This window comes from Arthrobacter sp. 9E16, assembly GCF_002929435.1.
GTDB classification, from domain to species: Bacteria; Actinomycetota; Actinomycetes; order Actinomycetales; family Micrococcaceae; genus Arthrobacter_B; species Arthrobacter_B sunyaminii.
This window is the reverse complement of record NZ_PJIU01000003.1, coordinates 454444-480110: the sequence shown is the minus strand read 5'-3', so window position 1 is coordinate 480110 and position 25667 is coordinate 454444. Positions and strand designations below refer to the sequence as shown.

Here is a 25667-nt window from a genome sequence, read left to right as displayed (position 1 = left end):
CCGTGCCGGGCCTTGGCATGGTCCAGGATGATCTGCTGGTACAGCTGCTGCAGCTCGGCGCTCATTTACTTCACTCCAAAAAACGGACGCACGCCGGCCACCGCGTTCAGGAACGCGTCGACGTCGTCGGTGGTGTTGTACAGGTAGGTGCTGGCGCGGGTGGTGGAGATCAGACCCAGGCGGCGGTGCAGCGGCTGCGCGCAGTGGTGGCCTACGCGCACGGCAATGCCCTGATCATCCAGGAACTGGCCGACGTCGTGGGAGTGGACACCGTCGACGTCGAACGCCGCCAACCCAATCCGCTCCACCCCGGCGCGGGGACCGAGCACGCGGATGCCCTCGATCGCTTCCAGCCCCTCGACCAGCCGGCGGCGCGGGCAGGTACTCGACCGTCTCCATGGTCACCTTGGTGATCACGGAGCCGCCGGTCAAAAACGGCGGCTCGCCGGGATCATCGGGCAAACGCCGCCACGACCACCACAGTGGTGGCCATTACAATCAATGCCAGTCCGGCGAGGGTGAGCCAATCTCGGCTCGTGCGTCGGTAGCGCTTCCGGCGCCATTCCCTGGTGGGCTCAAGTGTCTCCATGCGTTCGAACATATGGACCCGCCCTGAACTCCAAAACCGTGTTTGCTACTCGCTTTGGCGTCCGCTTACGTGCGCCAAACCAGCATTCCGCCCGGTATGCGCGGCGCTGTTCCCGAGTTCCTCATGCCACGGTAGGATCTGCCAATCTGCACTCGCCGCTGCCCCTCCGCAGCCGCGCCGACAGGAGGGCCCACCCATGCGGAACCACGTTCGGATCAGTGTCTGCCTAGCCGCTTACAACGGCTCCTCCTATATCGAGGAACAGCTCCGCTCCATCCTGCCCGAACTCGGTGACACCGACGAAGTCATAGTGGTGGACGACTGCTCCTCCGACGGCACCGAGACCGTGGTGAAGGACGTGGACGATCCCCGGATCCGGCTGCTGCGGAACGAGCAGAATTTGGGCCAGGTGAAAACCTTTGAGCGGGCGCTGCGTGAGGCCACAGGCGACTTCCTGTTCCTCTCCGACCAGGACGATATCTGGCTCCCCGGCCGGGTGGACAGAATGCTCAAGGCGTTGCAGGAGGACATGGTGGTGGTGTCCAACTGCCGGCATTTCGGCGCCGCTCCGGGACGGTTCCATCAGATCCGGCTGCGGGCCGCCGACTCATCCCGCCATGCGGCCAACGTGCTGGGCATTGTGGTGGGCTACCGGCTGCACTGGGGCTGCGCCATGGCACTGCGGGCAGAGTTCCTGAACCAGGCGCTGCCGTTCCCTAGCTACCTGCGCGAGTCCCACGACCAGTGGCTGGCCATGGCCGGAAACCTTGCCGGCAGCATTCGGTATCTGGAGGAGGACACCGTGCTGCACCGGCTGCACGGCGGTAACCTGACCCCGGACAAGGTCCGCGGCCTGCCCGCCATCCTGCAGGCACGGATGGCGTTCCTCACCAACGTGGTGATCCTTCTCGGCCGCACCCGGCTCCGGCGTTCCTAGCTGTGCAGCAAGGCGGCGTTCTGACGGTGTGCCACTCACTGTCCATGCTTAGACCCTGACCCGGGAGGCCGGGTTGTGCAGCCGGGTGGAGGGATGCCTCGGACCCGACGCGCCTCGGCACTAGTTGGCAGCCAGCAGCGCTTCCTCCAGCGCCACCCAGGCGAGCATGGCGCACTTAACCCGCGCCGGATAGCGGGAAACGCCGGAGAACGCAGCGGCGTCACCGAGCACCTCTTCATCAGCCTCCACGGTACCGCGGGAGCGCATGACCTCCCGGAAGTTCTCCACCAGGTCCATCACTTCATCCCGGGGCATACCGGCGGCCAGATCGGTCAGGACCGAGGCCGACGCCATGGAAATGGAGCACCCCTGCCCTTCCCAGCTGATGCCCTCAACCGCGGAACCGCCGTCGTTCTCCGCAGCGGCCGCACCCATCACCGCGCGCAGCGTAATCTCATCACCGCAGGTGGGGTTCAGCTGGTGGCTCTCCCCCGACTTCGCACCGGCCGGAACCTCCGCCAGACCGGCGCCGTGCCGGGCCTTGGCATGGTCCAGGATGATCTGCTGGTACAGCTGCTGCAGCTCGGCGCTCATTTACTTCACTCCAAAAAACGGACGCACGCCGGCCACCGCGTTCAGGAACGCGTCGACGTCGTCGGTGGTGTTGTACAGGTAGGTGCTGGCGCGGGTGGTGGAGATCAGGCCCAGGCGGCGGTGCAGCGGCTGCGCGCAGTGGTGGCCCACGCGCACGGCAATGCCCTGATCATCCAGGAACTGGCCGACATCGTGCGAGTGGACGCCGTCGACGTCGAACGCCGCCAGCCCGATCCGCTCCACCCCGGCGCGCGGCCCGAGCACGCGGATGCCCTCGATCGCTTCCAGGCCGGACACCAGGCGCTGGCCCAGCGTGGCCTCCCAGGCGTGGATGCGGTCCATGCCGGTTTCGCTCAGGTAATCCACCGCGGTGCCCAGCGCCATGGCCTGGGAAATGCGCTGCGTGCCGGCCTCAAAGCGCTGCGGCGCGGGCAGGTACTCGGCGCGTTCCATGGTCACGGTGGTGATCATGGAACCGCCGGTGAGAAACGGCGGCATGGCGTTAAGCAGCTCGGCCTTCCCGTAGAGCACACCGATGCCGGTGGGGCCGAGCATCTTGTGCCCGGAGAAGGCGGCGAAATCCACATCCAGCGCCTTCACGTCCACCGGCAGGTGGGGCACGGACTGGCAGGCATCGAGGACGACGAGCGCTCCCGCGCTGTGCGCCAGGCTCACCAGGGTTTCCACCGGGTTGATGGTGCCGAGCACGTTGGAGGCGTGCGTGAACGCCACGATCTTGGTGCGCCCGGTGATCAGCCGCTCGGCTTCCTCCAGCCGCAGCGCGCCGTCGTCGTCCACCGGAATGAACTTCAGCGTGGCGCCGGTGCGCGCGGCCAGCTCCTGCCAGGGAATCAGGTTGGCGTGGTGCTCCATTTCGGTGACCACAATGTCATCGCCCTCGCCCAGCGCGAAGCGGCGGGCCGCCTCTCCCCCGCGGCCGGCGGCGGCGTTGGAGAACGCGTAGGCCACCAGGTTCAGCGCCTCGGTGGCGTTGGAGGTCCAGACAATCTCATTGGGCCGGGCGTTGATGAACGCGGCCACTTTGGCGCGGGCGTCCTCGTACACGTCGGTGGCGGCCACGGCGAGGGTGTGCGCGCCGCGGTGCACGGCGGAGTTGCGCTGTTCGTAGAACTCCTGTTCGGCCTCGATCACGCTGAGCGGGTTCTGCGAGGTGGCGCCGGAGTCCAGGTAGACCAGCGGATGGCCGTTGACCTGCTGGTCCAGGATGGGGAAGTCGTTGCGGATGCGCAGGACCTCGGCGTTGTCCATCAGCTCCGGTGCGGGCTGAAGCGTAGCGGGGGTGGAAACCACAGGCACGGGAAAAACTCCTTGGCTGGCCGTCGGTGTGCGCGGGTAATCTGCATTACGCCACATAAGTCTGTGCTAATCATCCCACTGCACGCCCGCGAGCGCACGTGAGCAGGGCCTTAGTTGGCACACGGGTGGGGGGCTGAGTGGAGCCCAGCGGAAGACAAGTAACCCCTACTCATGCTCTCCCCCGGGCGCAGCGGCTAAAACTTCCTTAGCGGGTGCTCTCTGCACCCTCAGGTGCCGCTGGGGCACACACATGGTGCTGGGGGGCACCCAGGCGGGAGATCATGATGCGCAAGAAGATTACAGCTGTTCTGGCCGGCATTCTGCTCGCGGCGGTTTCACTGATTGGTCTGGCCCCGCCGTCGGCCGCCCTGTCTCCGGGGGTGGCGTTCTCCGCCACCAATCTGCCTACTTGGCAGACCAACGGCATTGTCTGGGCCATGGCCGAATCCAACGGCGTGGTCTATGTGGGCGGCACCTTCACCGCCATCCGTCCGCCCGGAGTGTCCGCAGGCGGTGCCGGAACCCGAAGCGCGGTGAACTTTGCCGCCTTTGACGCCTACACCGGCAACCCGATCAACTGTTCCCTGTCCGTGACCGGCGGCAGCGCCACGGTGCGGGCCATGGATGTCTCCCCCGACGGCCGCACCCTCTACATCGGCGGGAACTTCAGCACCGTCAACGGCGTCGGCATCAGCCGCATCGCAGCCATCAACCTGCCCGGCTGCACCGTGAACACCAACTTCCGGCCGCCGGGCTTGTCCGCCACCGTCCGGGCCATCGAAGCCACGTCGAGCGCCATTTATCTGGGTGGCGATTTCAAGACGGCGGGCAGCGCAACGCGCAGCATGCTGGCGGCAGTATCCTCCACCGGAACACTGCTGCCGTGGGCTCCGGCCGCGGACCAGCCGGTGCGGGCGCTGCACGCTCCGGCCGGCCGGGGCACCGTGCTGGCCGGCGGTGATTTCCTCACCATGAACGGCGCCGATTCCAAGGCCCTGGCAGTGCTGGACAGCACCTCCGGCGCCAACGTGCGCACGTACCCCAACTTCTTCATTCCGCGCACTTCCAGCGTTAAGTCCATCGACTCCGACGCCACCAGCTTCTACATCGGCAACGAGGGCACCGGCGGCGGCGTGTTTGACGGCCGCGCCCGGCTGGACCTGACCACCTACAACCAGGTCTGGCGGGACACCTGCCTCGGCGCCACGCAGGCGGTCTCCGTCTACGGGGCGACCCTCTATGCAGCGCACCACGCACACGACTGCTCCAGCATGAACTCCTTTCCCGACGGACCGCGGGTGCACCTCAGCGCACAGAGCATCAATAACCCTTCGCCCATGCTGCAGTGGAACCCCGTCACCAATGACGGCCAGGGTGAAGGCATCGGGCCGCGCACTCTGACCCACACCACCGCCGGCAACGGCACGGACATCCTGTGGACCGGAGGAGAATTCACCACCGTCAACGGTGCCGCGCAGCAGAGCCTGACCCGGTTCGGTCCCGGCCCCGGCACCGCCGGCCCCGGAACGCCGCGGTTTGTCAGCGCCGAGTCCCGCGCCTCCGGCCAGAACACCATCCGGTGGCAGTCCACCTCCGACCCCGACGATTCCGAGCTCACCTACCGTATCTACCGCAACGGTTCCGCCACCCCGCTGGCCACTGTGAACTCGTCGTCGCGCTGGTGGGACCTGCCCCAGGCCTCCTTCACCGATACCACAGCGGCGCCGGGCACCACCTACACCTACCGGGTGCAGGCCAGCGATCCCAGCGGCCGCACCGGCCCCCTGTCCGCGCAGGCACAGATCACCACCGCCAGTACGGCTGCCCCCTATCCGGCCATGGTGCGGGCCGACGGCGCCACCACCTACTGGCGGCTGGGCGACTCCCAGGCCGCGGCCGCCGACTCCTCCAACGGCAACAAGATGGGTCTGCCCAACCTCGGTGCCGCCATTGGGGGAACCACCGCGGCGCTGCGCAGCGACAGCAACCGCGCGGCCACCTTTGACGGCGTTGACGACATGATTTACGGCCAGCAGCGCGTCAGTGCTCCGACCGTTTTCAGCGCCGAAGCCTGGTTCAAGACCGACACCACCACCGGCGGGAAGATCCTGGGTTTCGGCAACGCACAGCCCCGCCGCAACGGAAACCTCCTTGGCTACAGCAGCGTCTATGACCGCCACGTGTACATGAGCGACGCCGGCAAGCTCGTCTTCGGCGTCTGGACCGGCACCCGGGTGGTGGTGACCTCCCCCGCCAGCTACAACGACAACGCGTGGCACCATGTGGTGGCCACCCAGGGTCCGGGCGGCATGGTGCTCTATGTTGACGGCGTGCGGGTTGCCTCCAACACGGTCTCGGCGAACACCGTCAGTCTTGGATCCTGGCGGATCGGCGGAGATTCGATTCCGTCCACCTGGCCCAGCGCTCCGACCAGCCGGCACTTCAAGGGCGCCATTGACGAATTCGCGATCTATCCCACCGCTCTGACTCCGGCTCAGGTTGCCAACCACAACCAGCAGGGACGCCGGTAGTTGCCGCCTGAGTCCTGTCCCGGGCACCACTGTGGGTAACGGGCACCCCGGCTGGCGCCGCAACGCCCTCCTCGCGGCCGCCGCCGTTGTCCTGGCCGGGATGGGGGCTGTGCTGCTGTGGCCTGCGCCGGTCGACAGAGAGTTATACGGCACCATTCTGCGGCTGATCCGCCGTCTGCAGGGCCACGGACTCCCCGTCTGGGTGGACTATCAGGCAGTGGAATCCTTGGCGAATGTGCTGCTCTACATCCCGCTGGGCATGCTGGCGGCAGCGCTCCTGCCGGTACGGCGGTGGTGGCTGGCGGTGCTTTTGTGCGCCGCGCTCACTGCCGGGGTGGAGGGGTTCCAGGATCTGTTTCTGCCCGGCAGGCAGGGGGATGCCCGGGACGTGCTGCTGAATTCCTGCGGTGCGTTGCTGGGCGCGGCTGCCGCGGCGGCGGCGAGGTGGCTCACCGCCGTCCGGCGCCGACGTCGTCGTGCCTTCACTGCCCGACGGCGGACACGAAGCGTTTCCGGTTGACCCCAGTGTCCCGGGACGGTTCTAGATGACCTTGATGCCGCGGAACTCCACGGGAGCGTCCTCGGGGTAGTTGCGGCAGAGGCTGAAGTAGCCGCCCCGGTACTTGCGGTCCGATGCAATGCCCGCCCAGCCTGCGCCGTCCAGACGTGAATACCGGACACTGTCCGGAGCAATGTCAATTTTGAAGGACATCCAACTGCCTGCCTTCACCGGGTCCGTCTTCTGGGAGCTGAGGCGCAGGCCACCGGGCTCGCCGGGGCTGCGCAGCAGCAGCGACATTTCTCCCGTGGGCCGGATTACCAGGTGATAGCCGCCCACTTCGCTGGGAATCAGCACCCGGTAGGGGCGGTCATCTTCCTGCCCAAACGCAATTCCGGCATGCAGGGTGGTGTCTGCCGGAAGGTCCGTGGGCCAGCGCATTTCGAAGTGGATGCTGTAGACCTCACGCTGAACCGGGCTCATGGACCCCATGCGGTAGCTGCTGTTGGCCTGGGCAGCCATCAGCAGGGTTCCCGTGGAAGCGCTCAGCTGCGGCTGCACGTCCCATCCTGCGCCCACCAGATAGGGCAGGTCTCCGGCTGCGCGCACGCCGTCCGCGAAACTGTCCGCGGTCGCCGCCGGCACGTCCGACGCGAGGTACGGAAGGTTGGCTGCCATTTGGCCTGCCACACCAAGTTTTACCAAGCGGTCGCGCAGAACCCGGGTGTGGACTTCCCAGCAGATAACGGGTTTGCCGGTAGCCACTACTGCGGCCACCTCCTCGTCGGAAGCTGAATGGTGCACCCCCAGGAGCGTGAACTGGCCGGCGAGGTCTGGTATGAACTCCAACTGCTCCGTGGTGAAATATCCCCAGCTCACATAGCCACGCTTGGTAACGGCAGCAATCTGCGCGGCTTCGGCCGACTGCTTCCAGATGAGACGGCTGCGTGACTCCGGATACGAGTCCATGAGGTCCAGCAACGCCCGGGCATTGGTGCCCTGTTTGTCTTCGATGAACAGCACGTGTGTGCCGGCGAACGCATCCAGTACTTCCTTGAGCAGAGGGATCTTCTCCGGCTCCGCCTGCGGTCCCAGCCATGCACGGGCATCCACTCTCAGCTCGGACAGCTGGGCATACGTGGAATCCTTGATGACCAGTTTGGTGCCGGTGGTGCGCTCTGTGTTCAGGTCATGGTGGCAAATGAGTTGGCCGTCCTTCGTGGCACTGACGGAAATCTCCAGGGCCACTGCTCCGGCGTTGACCGATTCCCGGTAGGCCGTCATGGTGTGCTCGGGCCAGTTGTCCCAGGAACCGCGGTGCGCCACCAGGAACGGGGCCGAAGCCAGCATGGATTCGATGGTGTGAACCGGTGCGGGGGCCTCGGCGGGCTGGGTGTCCTGGTCCGCTTCCGCTTCGATGCTACAACCGGCGAGGACCACTCCGGCTGCTCCCAGGGCAAGCAGGTTCCGCCGCGACAATCCGGAAAGGGTTCGAGACGCCATCGGCTCGAAAGGCGGAAGACGCTTCATGCCTTGAGCGCGGTGTCCGGGGCACGCCCGCCGTCAAGCAGGGTCAGGGCACGGCGAAGGACTGTTGACGACGTGCTCACGGTATACGGGAAGTAGACCACTTCCACTCCTATCCGGGCCATATCCTGTTCCAGGCGCTCGCCCTTCTCGGTGCCTTTCCAGTCATCGCCCTTGAAGAAGATGTTGAACCCGACTTCCTGCCAGGTGTCCGCCTTGTTCACATGGGTGTCCACCACCACTGCGTCCACATAGCGCACGCTGCGGACTATCTCCAGCCGCTCCGCGAGCGGAATGACGGGCGTGGTGCCCTTCAGGCGCTGCGTCATCTCAGTGGAAGCCACGCCTGCAATGAGGTAGTCGCACTGACTCCGGGCATGTTTGAGCAGGTTCAGGTGGCCGATATGGAAGAGGTCATAGGCACCCGAGGCATAACCAATCCGTACCGCCATGTTTTTTCAACTCCTGCTTGTCGACCATTCAAATACTTGTCCATCGTGGGTGCAGTCCCGGAGCCAGTAAAGCGATTTGGGCCTATTCAAGTAGCTGCCGGCAGAACATGAGTAGAGAGAAGATACTGGCGGGTAACCGACCGGGGAACTCGAGTAAAGGCCACCGTGGGACGCGCAGCCGGGCGGCGATACGCTTCCATTCAGTTTCGGGCCGCGGGCCTGTCCCCAGTTAATAGGTGGTTTTAGCCGTGCATAAAAAAATTGCGGCGATGTGTTCGGCTGCGGGTCTCGCCGCAGCTGCCCTGATTGCCCTCGCCGCTCCTGCTTCGGCACTGTCGCCGGGCGTAGCCTTTTCCGCCGTTGCGCTTCCCACTTGGCAGACCAACGGCATCGCCTGGGCCATGGCGGAAGCCAACGGCGTCATGTACGTCGGCGGCACCTTCACGCAGGTCCGTCCGCCCGGAACCACCGCAGGCAGCAGCCAATCGCAGGCAGCGGTGAACTTTGCCGCCTTTGACGCCTACACCGGCTCCCCCACCTCCTGCGCCCTGTCCTTCACCGGCGGAACCGGCGCCACCGTGCGTGCCATGGATGTTTCTCCTGACGGCAGCAAGCTGTACGTGGGCGGCAACTTCACCTCGGTGAACGGTGTCACCGCCAACCGCCTGGCCGCCATCAACCTTCCCGGCTGCACGGTGGACACCACCTTCCGCCCCGGCACGGTCAGCAGCACGGTCCGCGCCATCGCCGCCACCGCCGACGCGGTCTACTTCGGCGGTGACTTCAACACTGTCAACGGCACGTCCCGCAGCCGGTTCGCCGCCGTGAACACCGCCGGAACCCTCCTGCCCTGGGCACCGGCGGCCGACGGTGTGGGCCGGGCACTGGACGTGCCGGACGGCCGCAGCGAGGTCCTGCTGGCAGGCGACTTCAGCACGGTCAACGGCACCGAATCACGGGCCATGGCCGTGGTGGACAAAAGTTCCGGCGCCACGATGCGCGCCTACCCCGCCGCCGATTACATCCCCACCTCGGCCGTGGTCAAGGACATCACCAGCGACGGCACCAGCTTCTACGTGGCCGGCGAAGGCATGGGCGGGCGGTCCTTCGACGGCCGGGCCCGACTGTCCCTGAGCGGCAATTACGAACAGATCTGGAAAGACAGCTGCCAAGGAGCCACCCAGGCGGTGCTGCCATACAAGGATGTGCTCTACTCCGGCCACCACGTGCACGATTGCTCCGGAATGAACGGCTTTGCCGACGGCACCCGCAAGCACCTCTCCGCACAAGACATCGACAATCCCTATCCGTTCCTCGGCTGGAGCCCGGACACCAATGACGGCACCGGCGAGGGTCTGGGCCCGCGCGCCCTGGCCGTCACCGACAAGGGCACCGGCGACGTGCTGTGGGTTGCCGGCGAGTTCACCACCACCAACGGCACTGCGCAGCAGGGGCTGACCCGCTTCGGTCCCGGCCCCGCCTCGGCAGCCCCCGGGACACCGGCAAACGTGAGCGCCGTGAGCCTGGCCGCGGGCCAGAACCAGATCCGCTGGACGCAGGGCGTGGACAATGACGACTCGGGTCTGACCTACAGTGTGTACCGCAACGGCAGCTCCACCGCCCTGGGCACCGTCTCCGGGAACTCCACCTGGTTCGACACCCCCCAGCTCTCCTTCACTGACCGCACGGCATCCCCGGGCACCGCGTACAGCTACCGGGTGCAGGCAAGCGACGGAACCAACACCAGCGCGCTTTCCGGCCAGGTCCACCTCACTACGGCCACCACCACGCAGGCCTATCCGAAGGCCGTCCTCGACGACGGCGCCAGCACCTACTGGCGCCTGGATGACAGCAGGGCCACCGCTCCGGCAGACAGCTCACCGGGCAACAACCGGGGCGTGGCCTTCGGCGGCCCCCTGCTCGCCGGCGCCCCCGGTGCAGTGCAGGGAAGCACCGCGGGCCTGTTTGACGGCGTTGACGACCAGGTTTCCGGACAGCAGCGCTATCCGGCGCCCACCACCTTCAGTGCCGAGGTCTGGTTCAAGACCGACACCGTGAAGGGCGGCCAGATTATGGGCTTCGCTTCCGGCCAGCCCGACCGCAAAGGCACCCGAAACAGCACGGGCACCGTGGACCGCCATTTGTACATGACGACAACGGGCGCCCTCGTCTACGCCGTCCTTGATGACGCCAATGAGCGGGTTGCCGTGACCACCGCCGGGACCTTCAACAACAATGCCTGGCATCACGCCGTCGTAACCCAAACACCGGCAGGGGCCACCCTGTACGTGGACGGCAAGGCTGTGGGGTCCAGCCGGACGGCTGCGGCGCAAACCTATATCGGCTCGTGGCGGGTAGGCGGAGACAGTCTCCCAGCTGTCGCGGCGAACCCGACGATTCCCGGTTTTCCGGCCCGGACCGTCCCCAACTATTTTGCCGGCGCCATAGACGAGTTCTCCGCGTACCCCACGGCCCTCAGCGCCGGACAGGTGGAGCAGCACTTCACGGCCGGCGGCGGAATTCCCGCGCCGGTACCCGTGCCGGACACAGCGGCTCCGGACAAGGTCACCGGTGCGGCGGCTGCTGTCAGCGGGGCAACAACCACGTTGAGCTGGAACGCCTCCGCGGACAACGTTGCCGTGACCGGCTACCGCGTGTACCGGTCCGCTGCTGAAGGCTTCACGCCGTCGGACGCCACCTTGCTGACCACCACCGCTGCTTCCGTCCTCTCCCACAGCGACGCCGATCTGGCGGCGGGCACCTATTACTACCGGGTGGTGGCGATCGATGCTGCAGGCAACACCGGCACCGCCTCGGACCAGGTGACCGCAACCGTGGCCGGCGCGCCGCCGGCCGAGCCGGTGACGTTGTCCCTGACACCGGATGCTGACACCTACGTAAACCAGGGCGCTCCCAACAGCACTCACGGAAGCGCCGTCTCCATGGCCTCCCGCGGAAGCCTGGCCTACACCTCCTACCTGCGGTTCACCCCGGGCACCGAGGTGCCGGCCGGCATGCGCCTGCTCTCGGCCACTCTGCGCCTGTACACCACCTCGGAGTCCTACGGTGGGTCGGCGGACCAGCACACCGTTCAGGGAGTGACCGGCAGCTGGACGGAAGCCGGAACCACCTACAACACCCGGCCCTCCCTGGGTTCCGGGGCGCTGGGCACCCTCTCCCCGGTTGCGGCGAACAGTCCGTACACCGTTGACCTGGATCCCGCCGCCGTGTCCGCCATGCTGTCCCAGTCCGTTGACCTGGGCATCACCAGTGTGGGCTCGGACAACGCGTGGTTCTACACCAAAGAAGCCTCCTCCACCCGCCGCCCGGTGCTGACCCTCGTCTTCGGTCCCTAGGCCGGGACGGGCTGCACCGGCAACACAGCATAGTTGCACCGCCAACCGTGAATCGCCTGAAGGAGGGGCGCAGTCAATCTCTGAATGTTCCAACGCACAGAAAGCACACGTCATGAAATCTGGTCTCAAAAGAGCGACCCTGGGAATACTGTTGTTGCCGCTGCTGGGTGCGGCAACAAGCTGCAGCTCCCCGGATGCTTCTTCCCCAGCGGCCCCGGACGCCGCGTCACAGTCATCATCCGCCGCAAAACCGCCAACACCGTCCTCCTCGTCATCCGCAGCGGATGGGAACACCGGCTCCGCTTCGGACCCCTCCGCTGCCGCGCCTGGCCCGGAAGAAAGCCTGCCGGCAGATCCGGGGGCCGTGGTTCAGTCACCGCAGCCCGCCCCGGAACCCACCTTCGACGCCCCCCAGGAACAGTTCCTGGCAGGCAAGGTGCCCGAGGGCACCGATCCCAACGCCGTACTGCAGGTGGGGCAGGAACGCTGTGACCAGCTGACCAGCGCCAACGCCGTGGATGCAGACTCCGTGATCAGTGAACTGATCATGAACCCTGCCCCGGACACCGCCGATGCCATTGCGGCACTGTGCCCCGAGCTCCTGCCTGCTCTCGAGGCGGCCGGCCGGGGCTTCCCGGATGGTGTGTTTTCGGTTGGCGCAGCGGCTCCGCACAGCGACGAGCCCTCAGTGGAACCGGGAACCTACCGGGCTTACGGCGCACCTGCGGACTGCACCATATCGGTGTACGCCGGCGGTGGTGAGCTGATCGGCTCCCACAACGGTTCAGCTCCGGTGGTTATCGACGCGGTGGCGGCCCGAGTGGAATCGGACCAGTGCTACTCGTGGTTCAGGGCATGACGTCCACGCCCGCAAATTCAGTTTTGTACTTCATTTCATTGCACATTCATCTGCCTATCCAAGGGAAGGGGTAACCAATGGATATGCGCGAGCAAATACTCATCCTTCGCCGTAATTGGATGCTCATAGTCTCATTTGCACTCATCGGCGTCATCACCGCGGGCGTTGTGTCCGTTCTGATGCAAAAAACCTATACCGCAACCAGCAGCCTGTTTGTTTCCACACAGAATGTGGAAACTTCGGCAGAACTCCAGCAGGGCAGCGTTTTTGCCCTCGCCCGGGTGCAGTCCTATGTGGATCTGGTGAGCAAACCGCAGGTCCTGGACCCTGTCATTGAGGCCCTGGACCTGGACATGTCCGCCCAGGAACTCGCCACCAAGGTCAAGGCTTCGACCTCCCGGAACACCGTCATCATTGATATCGAAGCGGTCGATTCCTCGCCCGAGCGGGCGGCTGAGATTGCCAACGGAGTGGTGGCCAACCTTATTTCTTCGGTAGCGGATTTGGAGCGGCCCACTAACGGGCTGCCGTCCCCGGTCCGGCTCAGTTCCGTGGACACGGCGCAGCCCCCCGCGGTACCGTCCAGCCCGCAAACCTCGCTGAACCTGATGCTGGGCCTGCTGTACGGGCTGGCACTTGGTTTGGTCGTGGCCATCCTGCGCCATGTGCTGGACCGGCACGTGCGCAGCGAAGCTGATGTCCGCAAGTCCACGGCGCTGCCGCTGCTGGGCGGGATCGCTGAATCCCAGGGACAGCGGAACACGTCCCGGCCTGTCGTTCTGGGCGGCTCGGGAACGGATGCCTTCCGCCAGCTGCGAACCAATCTTGAGTTTGCCGCCGTCAGCCAGCAGATGAAGTCCCTGGTGGTGACTTCATCGCAGGCCGGCGAAGGCAAGAGCACTGTCGCCCTGAACCTGGCCCTGAGCATTGCGCAGAGCGGGCAGAAGGTGATTCTCGTGGATGCGGACCTGCGGCTTCCCACGGTGGCCTCCGCCACCGGACTTGAGGGCAACGTGGGGTTGACCACCGTCCTGATCGGCCGGTCCACCCTGGCGGATGCCACACAGCACTGGGGATCCGGCAGACTGTCCGTCCTGACTTCCGGGCCGCTGCCGCCCAATCCCACAGAACTGCTCGGCTCACAAGCCATGCAGGACTTGATCACGGCGCTGGAAGGCGAGTACGACACCATCATTTTGGATGCTCCCCCCGTCCTTCCGGTCGCCGACGCCACCATCCTGACGCGCAACACCGACGGCATCCTGTTGGTGGTGGGCGCCACCCGCGTCAGTCAGCACAACCTCTCCAAGGCCGTGGAACAACTGAGCCTGGTAAACGCCAACGTGGTGGGTGTGGTCCTCAACCGCATCCCCCGCACCGGGCCGGACGCCAACTCGGCATATCTGGCGGATTACGGCGTCACTCCCCTGCCCGTCCCGGCGGACATGGACGCCGGGCCGGCATCCCCGGTGGCAGAGGCGGAAGCGGCCATCATCCGGGACAGCGAGGGCACTCGCTGGAACAAGGGACAGCCGATTCGCAGCGGAGCCCACTACAACTAGGACATCGGTTTACGCGACAAACCCTTCGGGAGATGTGCAGCATGACGCACATTCCCCGAAGGGTTTTTCGTGTGCTCAATCCACCGGTGCCAGCGCGGCGTCCGCCGTCCGCCCGGAGCGGATGCGGCCCGCCCGGACGGCGAGGAGCCCGCAGACGGCAGCCACAGCCACCGCTGCGGCAAATCCCCAGGCGGAAGCCACGGCAGAACCGGTGAGTGCCAGGCCCAGGGGCAGGGCCAGCGTCAGGGCAGCAAGAATACCGCGCATCAGGGTCGAAAGCCGGTTGGCCTGGGCGGCCCGGAAATACGCCAGCAGAACGGTGTACGGAACCATCGCCAGATACTGCAGGGCATAGGGCCAGCGCAGTTCGGCGGCGTTCCGCCAGGTGTCTCCGAGGACAAACTCACCGGCTGAGGCCGGCAGGAGCAGCACGGCTGTCCCCCAGCTCAGAGACAGCACCAGCACAATGCCCAGCGTCTCCAACAGCCGCTTTCGGAAGGCTGCAGTCCCGCGGGTGCGGACGAGCTCCGGGATGACGGCGGTCTTGATGGCACTGAACACGGTGTTCAGCGGTGAAAAGAGCAGCTGGGCGGCCCGAAGTGCTCCGACTCCGGCCGCCCCCAGCGGAAACACCAACAGATACAGCACCGCAAAGGTGGAGGCATTCAAGGTGAGAAACTCCGCCAGATAGCGGAAGGCGAAGTCCCGGTTCAGCCATAGCCAGCGTGCCCCCGGAACGACGCCGGGAACGGTCCGTGCCAAGACCAGTCCAAGGGTGAGGGCAACAGCTGCGCCGGCACCCCACCAGATCAGGACGAGCATTAAATCCCCGCCCGCCCGGGCGGTCAGTATCATCGCGGTGATGGAACCAACCGCCCAGATACTGTCAATCAGCAGGGCCCTGGCCGGGCGTGCCTGGCAAATGAACAGGTAACGGATACTGTCCTGCAGCAGCACAAAAGGCGAAACAGCTGCCATGACCAGCCACAGACCGGCGTCCTCCGGCCCTGCGAGCAGTGCCGCACCCAGCAACAGCAGGGCCGCGGGCACGGCAACCAGGACCGTGGCCCCCAAGCCGGCACCGGCAATCCGGCGGGTCAGTTCCCCCGTGCGCGAGTAGCGAACCAGGAGCGTTTCCCCCACCAGCGCCCGCTGCCCGCCCAGGAACAGCAGCAGTCCCGCGTACGCCAGGGAGAATTGGCCGAAGTCATGGGCGGTTGCCACGTTTGCGGCAACCGCCACGGCCACAAAGTTGGAGATGCTCGAGACGCCCTGGTCAGTGAAGGTAACGAGCCGGCGGAAACCGCTCACCTAGCCCAGCGCCAGGAGTTCGGAGCGCCACTTGGGCAGGAAGGCCAGACACATCAGTACATGGGCCACAGCCAGGACGGCGTAGGCGGTCAAAAACAGGCCGGGCCAGGGCAGCAGCAGGAACGACAAACAGGTCACCCCGTAGTCCACGGGCAGGGTTACAACGGACCGCCGCAGCATGCGGCGGTTATTGGCCCGATCAGCCGCCTCGGAATCCCCGGACGCCGTCGTCGTTGGTGTTGGTGTGGGTGTGCCGGACGGATCTGGACGGACATTGCGGCGCAGCTGGTCCACCAGCGCTCCGCCGAAGAAGATGGTGGAGCTGGCCAGCAGGAAAATTCCACAGCCCGCCGCGAGGAGTACCGGGTCATAGTCCGTGGTCCGGGAAAGGTAACAGAAGACCGCTACGTGCATCACCGTTATGCGCCCGTTGTCGAGGGCATGGTCCAGCCATTCTCCGAACGCTGAGCTGGAGCCCTGAAGACGGGAAAGCTGCCCGTCGGCTGAATCCAGTACGTAGCCCAGGGCCAGCAGGAGACCCACAAGCGCGGACACCAGGTTTGGCTGGGCAGCGAAAGCCAGCCACAGCAGCGCTCCGTAGGTGAAGACCGCCCCCGTCATCGTGACGTGGTTTGGCGTCAGCCGGGTGTTGCGCAGTGCTGCGGCCACGGCGCGTCCTGCAGGCCTGTTCACGTACAACAGGTACAGGGGCACCCCCTTGCGGGTTTTCTGTGCTTGCTTGAGCTGGTTGAAAGACTCCTGGAAGGTAGCCCGGGAGGACGGCTGAGGCAGGGTCCGACTCATCGTTCCAGCCTTTCTTGACGGTTGGTGACAGCGGTGAGGATAAGGATGGACAGCACGAGGATCATCAGCCGTCCCATGGACTGCAGCAGCGATCCCCGCAGGATGATAAACAGGTAGCCGGCGAAGATGGAGATCCCCAGATACCCTACGGAGCCCTTGCTCAGGATTTCTGCCCGGAACCCCGCGTCCAGCCTGCGGGCCAGCAGGCCCAGAGCCGCAAAGATGAGAATGAGGCCCAGCAGCCCGAAATTAATCCATGCCTCGGCCCAGAGCGGGGCTGACAGGTTGAGGTTAGTGCTGTTCATCCACATCCCCACTTCAACTCCGGTGTCCAGCGGTTTCTCCGGCCAGGCGACGCGAGGCACCCAGAACAGCAGCGGGCCCAGAGCCTGCATACCCCAGGAAAGGCCGTGATCCATCGTGTACCCCAGGGTGTTGGACAGCATGGTGAACTGGTCATAATCCTTGGTGGCGATGGTGACCCAAATGGAATCTGACCGCACAGGCACGCCGGCACCGGCAGCACGGCGGGTGATGTCGGAGAGCGGGAAGATGACCACGGACGCGATCACTCCACCGGCTACGGCGGCGTTGAACAAAGCCTTTCGGCCGCGGATCAGCGGCAGCAGTACCCCGAAGACGACCGCCAGCGTCCAGTAGCGCGAATTGGAAACCGGGTTGTTGACGATCACGTTCATGATCACCAGGGCGGCGATCAGGAATCCGTCAACGGCCGCCAGCTTTCGGTCTCGGGTGCGCCAGACGTGAATATAGAAAATCAGTGCCGTGAGACAGGCAACCGATCCTGCGGCAGAGACAATGGCGCGCAGTGCCTGTCCGCTGTCCGGGCTGATTGCGTCCAGCGCCTCGCTGGTTTCCTGGCGGCTGAGGAAGAACACGGCCGGCCCGCCCACCTGGACGATATACACCAACGCCGCCACCACTGCACCAACCGAAAAAATACGCAGCACGTCCAAGCTGCGCAGCGTCCTGAACCGCAGCCGCGGACGGATGAGGCCCCGACGCCGCAGCCGCACGTGATAGGCAAGGTCAAAGCACACGCAGCCGACCAGCGTGAGCAGGCTTGCCATGGTCAGCAGGTCCTCCGTCACTTGAATCGCCAAGGCTGTGGACCGGCCCGTAGCGAGCTGGGCCAGCGGAGCCAGACCCATGCCGGTGTAGACAAAGATCCAGAACACGCCCGCCACCGGGCGGATGTCCGTCTGCCACAGCAAAGTGGCCAGCTTGATCGCGGCATACAGCGCCACGGCATATCGGATGAGGAAATTGGTGTCGGTGTAAAAGACGGAGCCTGCACCGCGGATCTGCAGCGGCAGGACCAGGGCGAAGACTAGGAGGGCAACCAGCGCGACGGCGGTGCGGGGACCGGACCGCCGCGAATCTGCGGCTTTCTCAGCACCTGCAGGGCCGGGCCCGCCGGGGGTGATCCTGTGCGGCACGAGTTCAGCGTTCACGGGATGCCTCCAGATAGTGCGCGGTAAGGTTTTCGGCAAGCCGCTCCGTGGACCAGAGCTCTTGGTGCAGCCGGCGCGCATTCGCACCCAAATCTGCCCGGCGCTGGGGATCCGCCGCCAGCTTGAGCATGGCTTCACACAGGGCGCCGGCGGTTGGCTCCGTCAGCACTGCGGCATCCGCTGCACCAAGGGCTCCGGCCAGTCCGCACTCTTCTGTGACGATCAGCGGAGTTCCCGCCGCCGCGGCCTCCAGGACGGACATGGGGTAAGGCTCATTGCGTGCCGGCAGGACGTATGCCGTGCAGTCTGCCATGGCCGCCTGCACCTGCCGGGGGGTCAACTCCCCGGGCAGGTGGAACCGGCCGGAGTGCGCAGAGGCAGCTATCAGATCCCGGACTCGGCTGCCCTCCCCCTGATCGGGACCGGCGAGGACAAACCGGGCGTCCAGCCCGGCGTCGAGCGCAGCAAGGGCTGCCTCAACAAAGACGGCGGGCTGCTTCCGGGCGGAGAGCCGGGCGGCAAACAGAAACACCTGCTGCTCCGGATCAGACCAGGCAAGAGCGGAATCTGCGCTGGCGTTGACCACCCGGCGCATGCGGGCACGGTCCACCCCCAGCTCCCGGAGGCCGCGTTCCTCGTCTTCGGTGAGGGTCAGCCAGAGCCTGGGTATGCGCACCAGCCATCGGGTGATCACGGCGTCGAACAGGCGCACGGACAACGCGGCGGATGGAACCAGCATGCCGTGGGACTGTGCCACCACGGGGGTTTTGGCCCGCCGAAGCATGGCCGTGGAGACGGTGGTGATGAAATCGCGGGAAAGATGAATCTGTACCACGTCCGCGGAAGCGGCGCGCATGGCGACGTAGCGCGGCAGGCTCAGGCTTACCAAGCCGCGGAGCTTGGCTCCGGGAAGCGGCCGCCGCACGCGGAACAGGCGGGCCTGTTCCTGTGCCTCGCTGTCCGCGCATCCAGCAGCTGTGTCAGGGTCTGAGGACACAGCACCGGGAGCACCGGAAGGCAGCGCGCCCAGCCATCCGCCCAGGAGTTCCACCGCCGCACCGCTGCGCCGCAGCGCGGCGCTCTGCATGCCCGCCACGGCCCAGACACCGCCGGCGGCCGCGCCGGGACCGGCCAAACCACCCACCTGGAGGACCTTCAAGCTGCCCGGCTGCCCGGTGTCGCGGGGGCGCGGCACTGAGACCGGTTTCGGAGCCCTAGCCACGGTCTTCGCCCGCTGCCCCGCTGATCTGCACCCGCTGCAGTTCCCTGCTCTTCAGGCCGATCTGCCAGTAGTACGCAGACAGCGCCAGCGCGTAGTCAAAGCCCGCCCTCCCGTCCAGGAACCCCCTGCGCAGCACATAGCTGTAGAGGAAGAACACCAGCGGTTTCAGCGGGACGGCATCGAAGCGCCTGCCCTGACTGCTCTTGGACTCCCGGACGCTGCCGCGGGTTTCCGGATGCGTCCGGATGTACGCCTCCCAATCGGAGTAGCGGTTATGGCGGTCGAACCAGGTCCGCACCGGGTCCATGTCATTGTGAACCAAGAGTGCCGATGTTCGTCCCACGGGACCGGACGGTTCGGGCTGGTAATGTGCCTCCACCTCGCCCATGCCGGGCAGATGGAGCAGGTCGATGTTGCGGAAGGCGTTGCGCCCGCGGCGCAGGAACGAGCGTTTGACCACCCGGTGCCCGTACCTGAGGCCGGTTCCGGCGAAGTGATAGGCCACTGGAAGGTCGAAGGCCACCCGTTCCTCTGCGGAATCCTCCGCAATGCTCCTGAGTTCCCGAACCAACTCCGGAGTGGGAAACTCATCGGCGTCAAGCATGAGCAGCCACTCGTTGCGGGTCTGCACCTGTTCAAGCTGCCATTGCTTCTTCTGCGGGAACTTGCCGTTCCAGGTGAAGTTGATGACCGTGGCACCGGCTTCCCTTGCGAGTTCCGCTGTGCGGTCTGTGCTATTGGAATCAACAACAATTACCTCGTCAAATTCCGTCAAAGCAGCCAGACAGCTGGTAATTCCTTTTTCCTCGTTCTTTGTTTGAATCAACACGGAAACAGGTATTTTGTTCACGTACTTTCCCCCCTGAAGCAGGTAATCTTATTGTTTTGGCAGAGCATTCAATTTGAGACCGCTCGGTTATCCTTTGTTAATGCCCACACATCGCCGCGAAGTTCGCCGCACCTCCCGTTCCCGCCGCAGGTGGCCCACAGTACTGGGTTTTCTTGCCCTGCTTGCCGCAGCCGGCCTGCTCACGGTCTACGCGCTCTCCCAGTCGGCTGAAGCGAACGGATCTCAACGGCCGACCGACACGAACTCGACGGGCGCCACCCTCACCGCAAAGGTTCCGCAGATCGACATCGTGGGAGACTCCTACGTTGCCGGTTCGGCCCAAGGCGGCAAAGGGGCGACCAACTGGACCAAGCTGATTGGCAGCCGTTTCAACGCCCGCGGACAGCAGGTGGACATGAATGTCATGGCCCTCCCGGGCTCGGGCTATCTGGCCCGTGGTTCCACGGATCTGGTCTTCCGTGAAACGGCAACCCTCCGCCTGCGCCCCACGGCTGACGTGGTGGTGGTCTTCGGCAGCCGCAACGACGGCCGGCAGACTGAGGCGGCCATGTACCAGGCTGCCAAGTCGCTGTACTCCGACATCCATAACATCGCCCCGCAGGCTCAGGTAGTGGTGATTGGACCGGTATGGGTGGATGCAGATGTTCCGGATTTCATCGCGGCTAACAACGTGATCATGGCCCGGGCCGCGGAGGAAGAAAACGTGCAGTACATCGACGCCCTTGAGGAAGGCTGGTTTGCCGGACCGGAAGAAGGATTGATCGGCGCTGACGGCATCCATCCGACCGACGCCGGGCACGCGTACCTTGCCGCCAAGCTGCTTCCCATGCTGGATGAGAAGATCAAGGGCCTCACCCCAGCGGGGTAGGCCGGGGCACGGCACCGGATTCATCCCTGCAGCCCGGACCCGTCAGCGCCGGTGACACCCGTTTCTTCAGTGAACCGCTCCCCCAGCTCCCCGGGCTGCACCGGGTTTCCATACACGCGGTTAGGTTCGATGGTGCCCTTAACAACGGTCATCGGCTGCACCACGGCAGACTCTCCGATCTGCGATCCTCCCAGCACCATGCACCGGGAGGTGAGCCATGCCCCGTCGCCAATCCGGATGGGACTGGTAATCAGGCCCATGTCCGTCCGCACCCGGTGGCTGCCCGTTGTCAGGAAGGTTTCCTGCGAGATCACGACGTCCGCTCCCACATAGACATGGTCCTGGTTGTGGAACCAGACGCCCTCGCCTATCCAGGTGCGCTCACCGATGTGCAGCTTCCACGGCGACTTCACCCGGGTCCGCGGCCGAAAGATGACGCCCTCGGCGATCTCAGCACCGAAGGCACGGAGCACGGACACCCGCAGCCGCGAACTGATCTGCCACGGGTTGGTGACGAACAGGAGTTCGCAGGCTGACCACAGATACACCACGGCGCGCGGCCTGCCCCACGCTTCCCCGGCACCCGGGGCACGTGACAAGTCGATCACCGGAGGACGACGCCGGCGGGTTGGCTGCGGAACGTCCCCCGGTGAATTGCCAATCTGCTGCTTCCCCGTTCGCGGCGCCGTACTCCGATCGTGCTGCAGCATTAGGAAGCCTTTCCCGGGAAAACGCGGAAGCCGGCAGCGGCGTGCGCCGGCCGTACCCTGGACAGCGCCGAGGGTCCGGGAACCACTTTGCGGAGAACGGTTTCGAAGCGGTCCGCAATGGGTCCGATGCCGAAACGGCTTTCCGCCAGCTTCCGTCCCTGCATTCCTGCAGCCCGTGCGGCTGCAGGGTCGGCATGAAGACGGCGAAGCCAGCCCACCGCAGCCGCTACTCCGAAGTCCGTGGGCGGGCCAACAAACCCTGCAGCAGCCAAGATGTCAGCTGCCGCCGGGTTGTCTTCAGGCATTAACCCCAGCACCGGACGACCGGCGGCCAGGGAGGAGAGCACCTTGCTGGGGATGGAGAATCGGGAGGCTTCCGGTTCCAAAATGGTCACGAGAACATCAGCCGATCCCAGCATGTCCGGCAGGTCTGCCGCAGCCTGGAACGGCAGCAGGGTGACGGGAAGCTCCGGTTCCCGGGCAAGGTCCTCCCTCAGCATGTCAATGCCCTCGCCCTCGGACGCCACAATGAGCCGTGCCGGCAAGCCTGCTGCAAGCGCTTCCCGCAGGAGCGCGGCCAAGAGCAGCGGATTGTGCTTCCGGCCCAGGGTGCCCGCGTACAGGAGGCGCAGCTCCTCACCGGCCGGCAGGTGCAGGCCTGCCCACTCGTTGTCCCGGGCCCGGGGCGTGATTTCGTCGATGGGAGCCCAGTTGGGAATCACCGTGACGTGATCAGTGGTTAGCCCCCACTCCCGGTAGGCCTGACGGAACTCCTCCCCAATCGCCACGACCTGTCTGGCCCCGATAACGACGCCGGCCTCAATCCTGCGCACGGCGGCACGCCCGACCAGCGCAGCCGGTGCGGGGAGCCTGCGGCCAAGCTCCTCGGAGATGGCGTTGCTGAACAGATCCTGGTGCCAGAGCAGCCAGGGCTGCTTTCGGCGGGCAGCTGCGCGCTTGAAAGCGGCCAAAGCGAAGAGCGGCACGTTGCAGGCGACCACACAATCCGGGGCCGTCTGTTCAGTGTGTTCCAGCCAGGTTGCCGCATAAGCCCGTTCAAAACGGATGCGGCCCGCCGCACTGTACTTTTGGAACGGCCGTTTTGTCGTGAGAGGTGAAAAACCCAGCTGTTCTGGATCCGCCGCCGTACGTTCCAGCAGGCCTTTCCCGCTGCCGTACTGGGTGGAGTACACATGGTCTACGTTGTGTCCGCGCGCAGCCAGCTCCCGGGAGAGCTCCGCCTGGAACGGATGACCGGAGAAGTCATGAACCTGGATCCGCATGGCTTATGCCCTTTGTGCTTTGACTTGATCCTGAATCCACTCGTAGGTCCGTTCCAGCCCTTCATGCAGGGAAATGGACGGCTCCCATCCGTAGATGGAGTGGAACAGGGTGTTGTCACTGTTGCGGCCGCGGACTCCCTGCGGTGCATCCAGTTTGTACCGGCGGTCAACGACGGTCCCGGAGATCTGTTCCAGCAGGTCCGCCATCTGGTTAATGGAAACCAGTTCCGCCGATCCCAGGTTTACCGGTTCCGACGAATCGCCATTCATGATTTCGAGGATTCCGCGCACGCAGTCGTCGATGTACATGAAGCTGCGCGTCTGCTCGCCGTCACCCCAAATCTCCAGATCCAAATCACCGGTGAGCGAGGCCATGGCGAACTTCCGGCACAGCGCGGCCGGGGCCTTTTCCCGCCCGCCTTCCCAGGTGCCCTCAGGGCCGTAAACATTGTGGAAGCGAGCCACCCGGGTCTGGAGGCCGTAGTCCTCCTGGAAGTGACGGCACATACGCTCGGTGAAGAGCTTCTCCCAGCCGTAGCCGTCTTCCGGCTGCGCCGGATAGGCGTCTTCTTCCTTGAGCGCCACGACGTCGGCACTTGTCTGGTGGTCCGCTGCGTAGACGCACGCCGAGCTGCTGTAGAAGAAACGTTCAGCCCCGGCATCACGGGCGGCCATCAGCATGTGGGTGCTGGTCAGCACAGTGAGCATGCACAGTGCCTTGTTGTTCTCGATGAACCCCATTCCACCCATGTCTGCTGCCAGGTTGTAGACGTGCTGCATTCCACTCGCTACTTCTCGGGCTGTCTCAAGCAGTGAACAGTCCCCCTGGATATTCTCGGCACCCTCATGGATCTGGTACCACTCATCCAGCGGCTTGCAGTCGACAGCACGCACCTCGTGACCCTCGTCAATCAGTTTGGCTACGAGATGACCGCCAATAAACCCGCCGGCGCCTGTGACTAGAGATTTCATGATTACCGCTTTCTGTAGAGATGAGACCAGCCGAAGCCGGATCGGATCGGGCTAATATGCGCCCACTGGGCGGCGGAGCATTTGCACCGTGCGCCAGAGAATGATGAGGTCGCCGGCAAGCGACCAGTTTTCGACGTAGTACAGGTCCAGCCGCACTCCGTCCTTCCAGTCGAGTTCCGACCGTCCGTTGATCTGCCACATGCCGGTCAGGCCGGGCTTGATGTAGAGCCGCCGGCGGACGGCGCCGTCGTACTGGGCCACTTCACGCGGGAGCGGCGGCCGGGGACCGACCAGGGACATGTGTCCCAGGAAGACGTTCCACAGCTGCGGCAGCTCATCGAGGGAGTACTTCCGCATCCACCGCCCAACGCTGGTGACGCGTGGATCGTGCTGCATTTTGAAGAGCAGGCCGGCGCCTTCGTTGCGGTCCAGGAGTCCGGCCAGGTCATCCTCGGCTGTCTGCACCATGGACCGGAACTTGAGCATTTCGAACGGTTCGCCGCCGCGGCCCACCCGCTCCTGCCGAAAAATCACGGGCCCGGGGCTGTCCCTGTGGATGAGCAGGGCCAACACCGCGAAGACCGGAATCAGCACCAGCAGCGCGGCACCGGAAAGCAGCATGTCCAGTCCGCGCTTGAGGACATGCTTTCCGCCGGCGTACTGCGGCAGTTCCACATGCATCAGGGGAAGGCCTTCAACGGGGCGGGTATGGATTCGCGGACCCGCCACGTTGGTCAGGCCGGTAGTGAGAATCAGCTGGGTGGCCGATTCCTCCAGCTGCCAGCCCAGTTCCTGCACGTAGGCGCTGTGGCCCTTCATACGGCCTGCCACAATGACGGCGTCCGCCCGCAGGCGCCGCACGGCGTCCACTACGGTGTCCCGGTCGGCGATCACGGGGATCTGGTTGCCGCTGCCTCCCACCTCGCAGTGCCCGGGACTGGTTAGCGCTGCACCGATGACCCGGTATCCCGATCCTTTCTGGCGTTGAATCTGTGCTGCCACATATCTGACGTCCTTGGGCCGTCCCAGAATGATGACTGTGGACAGGTACCGGCCTTTGGCCCGCTGGTCTGCCAGCCACAGCCGGAGGATGAATCGACAAAGGATCAGGCCGCCCAAACCAATAGGAAAGGCGAGCGCGAAGTACCCGCGGGAGATGTCCACCTGGAACACGAGGCAGAACACCGCAATCAGCCCCATCAGGATGACCGTGGAGTTGATGACACGCTTGTACTCGTCCACCCCGGTTCCGAGTATCCGCGGGTCACGGGTCCGGTAGACCGCCAGGGCCAGCAGCCAGGCCGCCCAGATGCCGGCGGACACGGCGACGTAGGAGATGTTGACGCTGGGGCCGCCGCCCGACATGAATTCCGGTGCCACCCCGAACCGCGCCAGGTGTGCCACTGCCACGGCCAGCGTTACCGCCGCCAGGTCAAAGGCCAAGAGGATTCTGCGGTACCTGCTAACCCAGCGGGCTCTGTCACCGGTGGCCAGGGCCGTGGCGCCGGAGCCCTTGTAACTGGGGAAGGTGAAGGGTGCAGGCGGGGCCTGGATCGGTCTCGGCCCAGCAACTTTGACATCTGTCATCCGAGACTCTCCTAGACGCTGCGAAATCTTCCGAAAGGGCCGACGGCGGCTGGGGGGAAGCCTTGGTCTCAAGAGGCTTCGACGCCGTCGGCCCCGCTCGGGGGCCGGCGCCTGGGGCGCCGGATGACTGGTTCAAGACGGGCCTGGAGGTGGGCAGTATCCGCTGGGAATATCCGCACTACCTGCGCTGAGAGAGGCGCAGCCGGTAACAACAACCAATCAACAAAACCAAGACTAGGAGCGGCTCAAAAGGCGGGCACGAGTAATGCCTACTCGAGTCCGCAGCCCAACTTCGCCCTCTGCGGGAGCTTTACCTAGCACTACTTGGAGGGACGCCCGGGGATGGTTCCGGGGACGCAGAA

The 25667-nt window shown here is 65.2% G+C and carries 21 protein-coding genes and 1 pseudogene; 7 read left to right on the top strand and 15 right to left on the bottom strand.

Translation table 11 applies throughout. The annotated features are described in order from the left end of the window. Positions 1-65 precede the first annotated feature (65 nt). Both CXR00_RS14480 and CXR00_RS18310 read right to left on the bottom strand, forming a co-directional pair. Positions 66-441, bottom strand: a pseudogene (locus CXR00_RS14480) (aminotransferase class V-fold PLP-dependent enzyme); the annotation flags it as partial. A gap of 10 nt (positions 442-451) precedes the next feature. Next, entirely contained in the window at positions 452-589 is a 138-nt protein-coding gene (locus CXR00_RS18310; RefSeq protein ID WP_181032574.1) for a hypothetical protein, read from the bottom strand. 196 nt (positions 590-785) lie between these two features. Here CXR00_RS18310 and CXR00_RS14475 point away from each other — a divergent pair, with 196 nt between their 5' ends. After that, on the top strand, positions 786-1526 hold the full coding sequence (locus tag CXR00_RS14475; RefSeq protein WP_104055240.1) for a glycosyltransferase: 741 nt from the start codon (positions 786-788) through the stop codon (positions 1524-1526). Positions 1527-1646: 120 nt separating this feature from the next. Here CXR00_RS14475 and sufU read toward each other — a convergent pair whose 3' ends face one another. Together sufU and CXR00_RS14465 are read right to left on the bottom strand one after the other, a co-directional pair. After that, positions 1647-2120, bottom strand: coding sequence for a Fe-S cluster assembly sulfur transfer protein SufU (gene sufU, locus CXR00_RS14470; protein WP_104055239.1), 474 nt, complete (start codon positions 2118-2120; stop codon positions 1647-1649). Then, the gene (locus CXR00_RS14465) at positions 2121-3437 is read right to left on the bottom strand and encodes a cysteine desulfurase (RefSeq protein WP_104055238.1); all 1317 of its coding nucleotides are present in this window, start codon (positions 3435-3437) and stop codon (positions 2121-2123) included. It lies immediately after the preceding gene. 281 nt (positions 3438-3718) lie between these two features. Between CXR00_RS14465 and CXR00_RS14460 the strand changes: the two genes are divergently transcribed. Both CXR00_RS14460 and CXR00_RS14455 read left to right on the top strand, forming a co-directional pair. Next, complete coding sequence (locus CXR00_RS14460) at positions 3719-5968, top strand: LamG-like jellyroll fold domain-containing protein (RefSeq protein WP_219816778.1); 2250 nt, start codon at positions 3719-3721, stop codon at positions 5966-5968. Positions 5969-5999: 31 nt separating this feature from the next. Continuing rightward, positions 6000-6488 (top strand): VanZ family protein, encoded by a 489-nt coding sequence (locus tag CXR00_RS14455; RefSeq protein WP_104055236.1) that lies wholly within the window; start codon positions 6000-6002, stop codon positions 6486-6488. Positions 6489-6509: 21 nt separating this feature from the next. Here CXR00_RS14455 and CXR00_RS14450 read toward each other — a convergent pair whose 3' ends face one another. Together CXR00_RS14450 and CXR00_RS14445 are read right to left on the bottom strand one after the other, a co-directional pair. After that, complete coding sequence (locus CXR00_RS14450) at positions 6510-7970, bottom strand: glycerophosphodiester phosphodiesterase family protein (protein WP_181032573.1); 1461 nt, start codon at positions 7968-7970, stop codon at positions 6510-6512. Positions 7971-7993: 23 nt separating this feature from the next. After that, positions 7994-8446: an adenylyltransferase/cytidyltransferase family protein gene (locus CXR00_RS14445; protein WP_104055234.1), complete on the bottom strand. Its 453-nt coding sequence runs from the start codon at positions 8444-8446 to the stop codon at positions 7994-7996. 248 nt (positions 8447-8694) lie between these two features. Here CXR00_RS14445 and CXR00_RS14440 point away from each other — a divergent pair, with 248 nt between their 5' ends. The 3 genes from CXR00_RS14440 (at position 8695) to CXR00_RS14430 (ending at position 14223) form a co-directional block, all read left to right on the top strand. Beyond that, entirely contained in the window at positions 8695-11802 is a 3108-nt protein-coding gene (locus tag CXR00_RS14440; protein ID WP_146068519.1) for a DNRLRE domain-containing protein, read from the top strand. 364 nt (positions 11803-12166) lie between these two features. Further along, positions 12167-12661: a hypothetical protein gene (locus tag CXR00_RS14435; RefSeq protein WP_104055233.1), complete on the top strand. Its 495-nt coding sequence runs from the start codon at positions 12167-12169 to the stop codon at positions 12659-12661. Between the two features lie 83 nt (positions 12662-12744). Further along, a complete protein-coding gene (locus tag CXR00_RS14430; protein ID WP_181032359.1) occupies positions 12745-14223 on the top strand; it encodes a polysaccharide biosynthesis tyrosine autokinase in 1479 nt (492 codons plus the stop codon). 75 nt (positions 14224-14298) lie between these two features. On the opposite strand, the gene CXR00_RS14425 is transcribed toward CXR00_RS14430, so the two are convergent. The 5 genes from CXR00_RS14425 to CXR00_RS14405 are packed head-to-tail and all read right to left on the bottom strand — an operon-like array spanning position 14299 to position 19864. Continuing rightward, positions 14299-15534 carry a hypothetical protein gene (locus tag CXR00_RS14425; RefSeq protein ID WP_104055231.1) on the bottom strand — a complete coding sequence of 412 codons (1236 nt, stop codon included), beginning with the start codon at positions 15532-15534 and terminating at the stop codon, positions 14299-14301. Next, positions 15535-16338 (bottom strand): CDP-alcohol phosphatidyltransferase family protein, encoded by an 804-nt coding sequence (locus CXR00_RS14420; protein ID WP_104055230.1) that lies wholly within the window; start codon positions 16336-16338, stop codon positions 15535-15537. It abuts the gene before it with no gap. Next, a complete protein-coding gene (locus CXR00_RS14415) occupies positions 16335-17813 on the bottom strand; it encodes an O-antigen polymerase (protein WP_104055229.1) in 1479 nt (492 codons plus the stop codon). The genes CXR00_RS14420 and CXR00_RS14415 overlap by 4 nt, the downstream gene beginning before the upstream one ends. Beyond that, on the bottom strand, positions 17803-19008 hold the full coding sequence (locus tag CXR00_RS14410; RefSeq protein ID WP_104055228.1) for a glycosyltransferase: 1206 nt from the start codon (positions 19006-19008) through the stop codon (positions 17803-17805). Before CXR00_RS14410 ends, CXR00_RS14415 begins: the two co-directional genes overlap by 11 nt. Positions 19009-19027: 19 nt before the next feature. Next, positions 19028-19864, bottom strand: coding sequence for a glycosyltransferase family 2 protein (locus CXR00_RS14405; RefSeq protein ID WP_258060106.1), 837 nt, complete (start codon positions 19862-19864; stop codon positions 19028-19030). A gap of 100 nt (positions 19865-19964) precedes the next feature. Between CXR00_RS14405 and CXR00_RS14400 the strand changes: the two genes are divergently transcribed. Further along, the gene (locus CXR00_RS14400) at positions 19965-20753 is read left to right on the top strand and encodes an SGNH/GDSL hydrolase family protein (protein WP_104055226.1); all 789 of its coding nucleotides are present in this window, start codon (positions 19965-19967) and stop codon (positions 20751-20753) included. Between the two features lie 20 nt (positions 20754-20773). On the opposite strand, the gene CXR00_RS14395 is transcribed toward CXR00_RS14400, so the two are convergent. From CXR00_RS14395 to CXR00_RS14380, 4 genes are read right to left on the bottom strand one after another with little or no spacing between them, the layout of a single operon-like run. Next, a complete protein-coding gene (locus CXR00_RS14395; protein WP_258060491.1) occupies positions 20774-21463 on the bottom strand; it encodes an acetyltransferase in 690 nt (229 codons plus the stop codon). After that, complete coding sequence (locus CXR00_RS14390) at positions 21463-22746, bottom strand: glycosyltransferase (RefSeq protein ID WP_104055225.1); 1284 nt, start codon at positions 22744-22746, stop codon at positions 21463-21465. Before CXR00_RS14390 ends, CXR00_RS14395 begins: the two co-directional genes overlap by 1 nt. Positions 22747-22749: 3 nt before the next feature. Beyond that, positions 22750-23718 (bottom strand): NAD-dependent epimerase/dehydratase family protein, encoded by a 969-nt coding sequence (locus CXR00_RS14385; RefSeq protein WP_104055224.1) that lies wholly within the window; start codon positions 23716-23718, stop codon positions 22750-22752. A 51-nt stretch (positions 23719-23769) separates the two neighbouring features. Then, positions 23770-25305, bottom strand: coding sequence for a sugar transferase (locus CXR00_RS14380; RefSeq protein WP_104055223.1), 1536 nt, complete (start codon positions 25303-25305; stop codon positions 23770-23772). Positions 25306-25667 lie beyond the last annotated feature (362 nt).

Bases quoted from the DNA above. Each gene is read 5' to 3' on its own strand.
- CXR00_RS18310 (WP_181032574.1), bottom strand. From the start codon at position 589: ATGGAGACACTTGAGCCCACCAGGGAATGGCGCCGGAAGCGCTACCGA.
- CXR00_RS14475 (WP_104055240.1), top strand. From the start codon at position 786: ATGCGGAACCACGTTCGGATCAGTGTCTGCCTAGCCGCTTACAACGGC.
- sufU (WP_104055239.1), bottom strand. From the start codon at position 2,120: ATGAGCGCCGAGCTGCAGCAGCTGTACCAGCAGATCATCCTGGACCAT.
- CXR00_RS14460 (WP_219816778.1), top strand. From the start codon at position 3,719: ATGATGCGCAAGAAGATTACAGCTGTTCTGGCCGGCATTCTGCTCGCG.
- CXR00_RS14450 (WP_181032573.1), bottom strand. From the start codon at position 7,970: ATGGCGTCTCGAACCCTTTCCGGATTGTCGCGGCGGAACCTGCTTGCC.
- CXR00_RS14445 (WP_104055234.1), bottom strand. From the start codon at position 8,446: ATGGCGGTACGGATTGGTTATGCCTCGGGTGCCTATGACCTCTTCCAT.
- CXR00_RS14430 (WP_181032359.1), top strand. From the start codon at position 12,745: ATGCGCGAGCAAATACTCATCCTTCGCCGTAATTGGATGCTCATAGTC.
- CXR00_RS14420 (WP_104055230.1), bottom strand. From the start codon at position 16,338: ATGAGTCGGACCCTGCCTCAGCCGTCCTCCCGGGCTACCTTCCAGGAG.
- CXR00_RS14400 (WP_104055226.1), top strand. From the start codon at position 19,965: ATGCCCACACATCGCCGCGAAGTTCGCCGCACCTCCCGTTCCCGCCGC.
- CXR00_RS14395 (WP_258060491.1), bottom strand. From the start codon at position 21,463: ATGCTGCAGCACGATCGGAGTACGGCGCCGCGAACGGGGAAGCAGCAG.
- CXR00_RS14390 (WP_104055225.1), bottom strand. From the start codon at position 22,746: ATGCGGATCCAGGTTCATGACTTCTCCGGTCATCCGTTCCAGGCGGAG.
- CXR00_RS14385 (WP_104055224.1), bottom strand. From the start codon at position 23,718: ATGAAATCTCTAGTCACAGGCGCCGGCGGGTTTATTGGCGGTCATCTC.
- CXR00_RS14380 (WP_104055223.1), bottom strand. From the start codon at position 25,305: ATGACAGATGTCAAAGTTGCTGGGCCGAGACCGATCCAGGCCCCGCCT.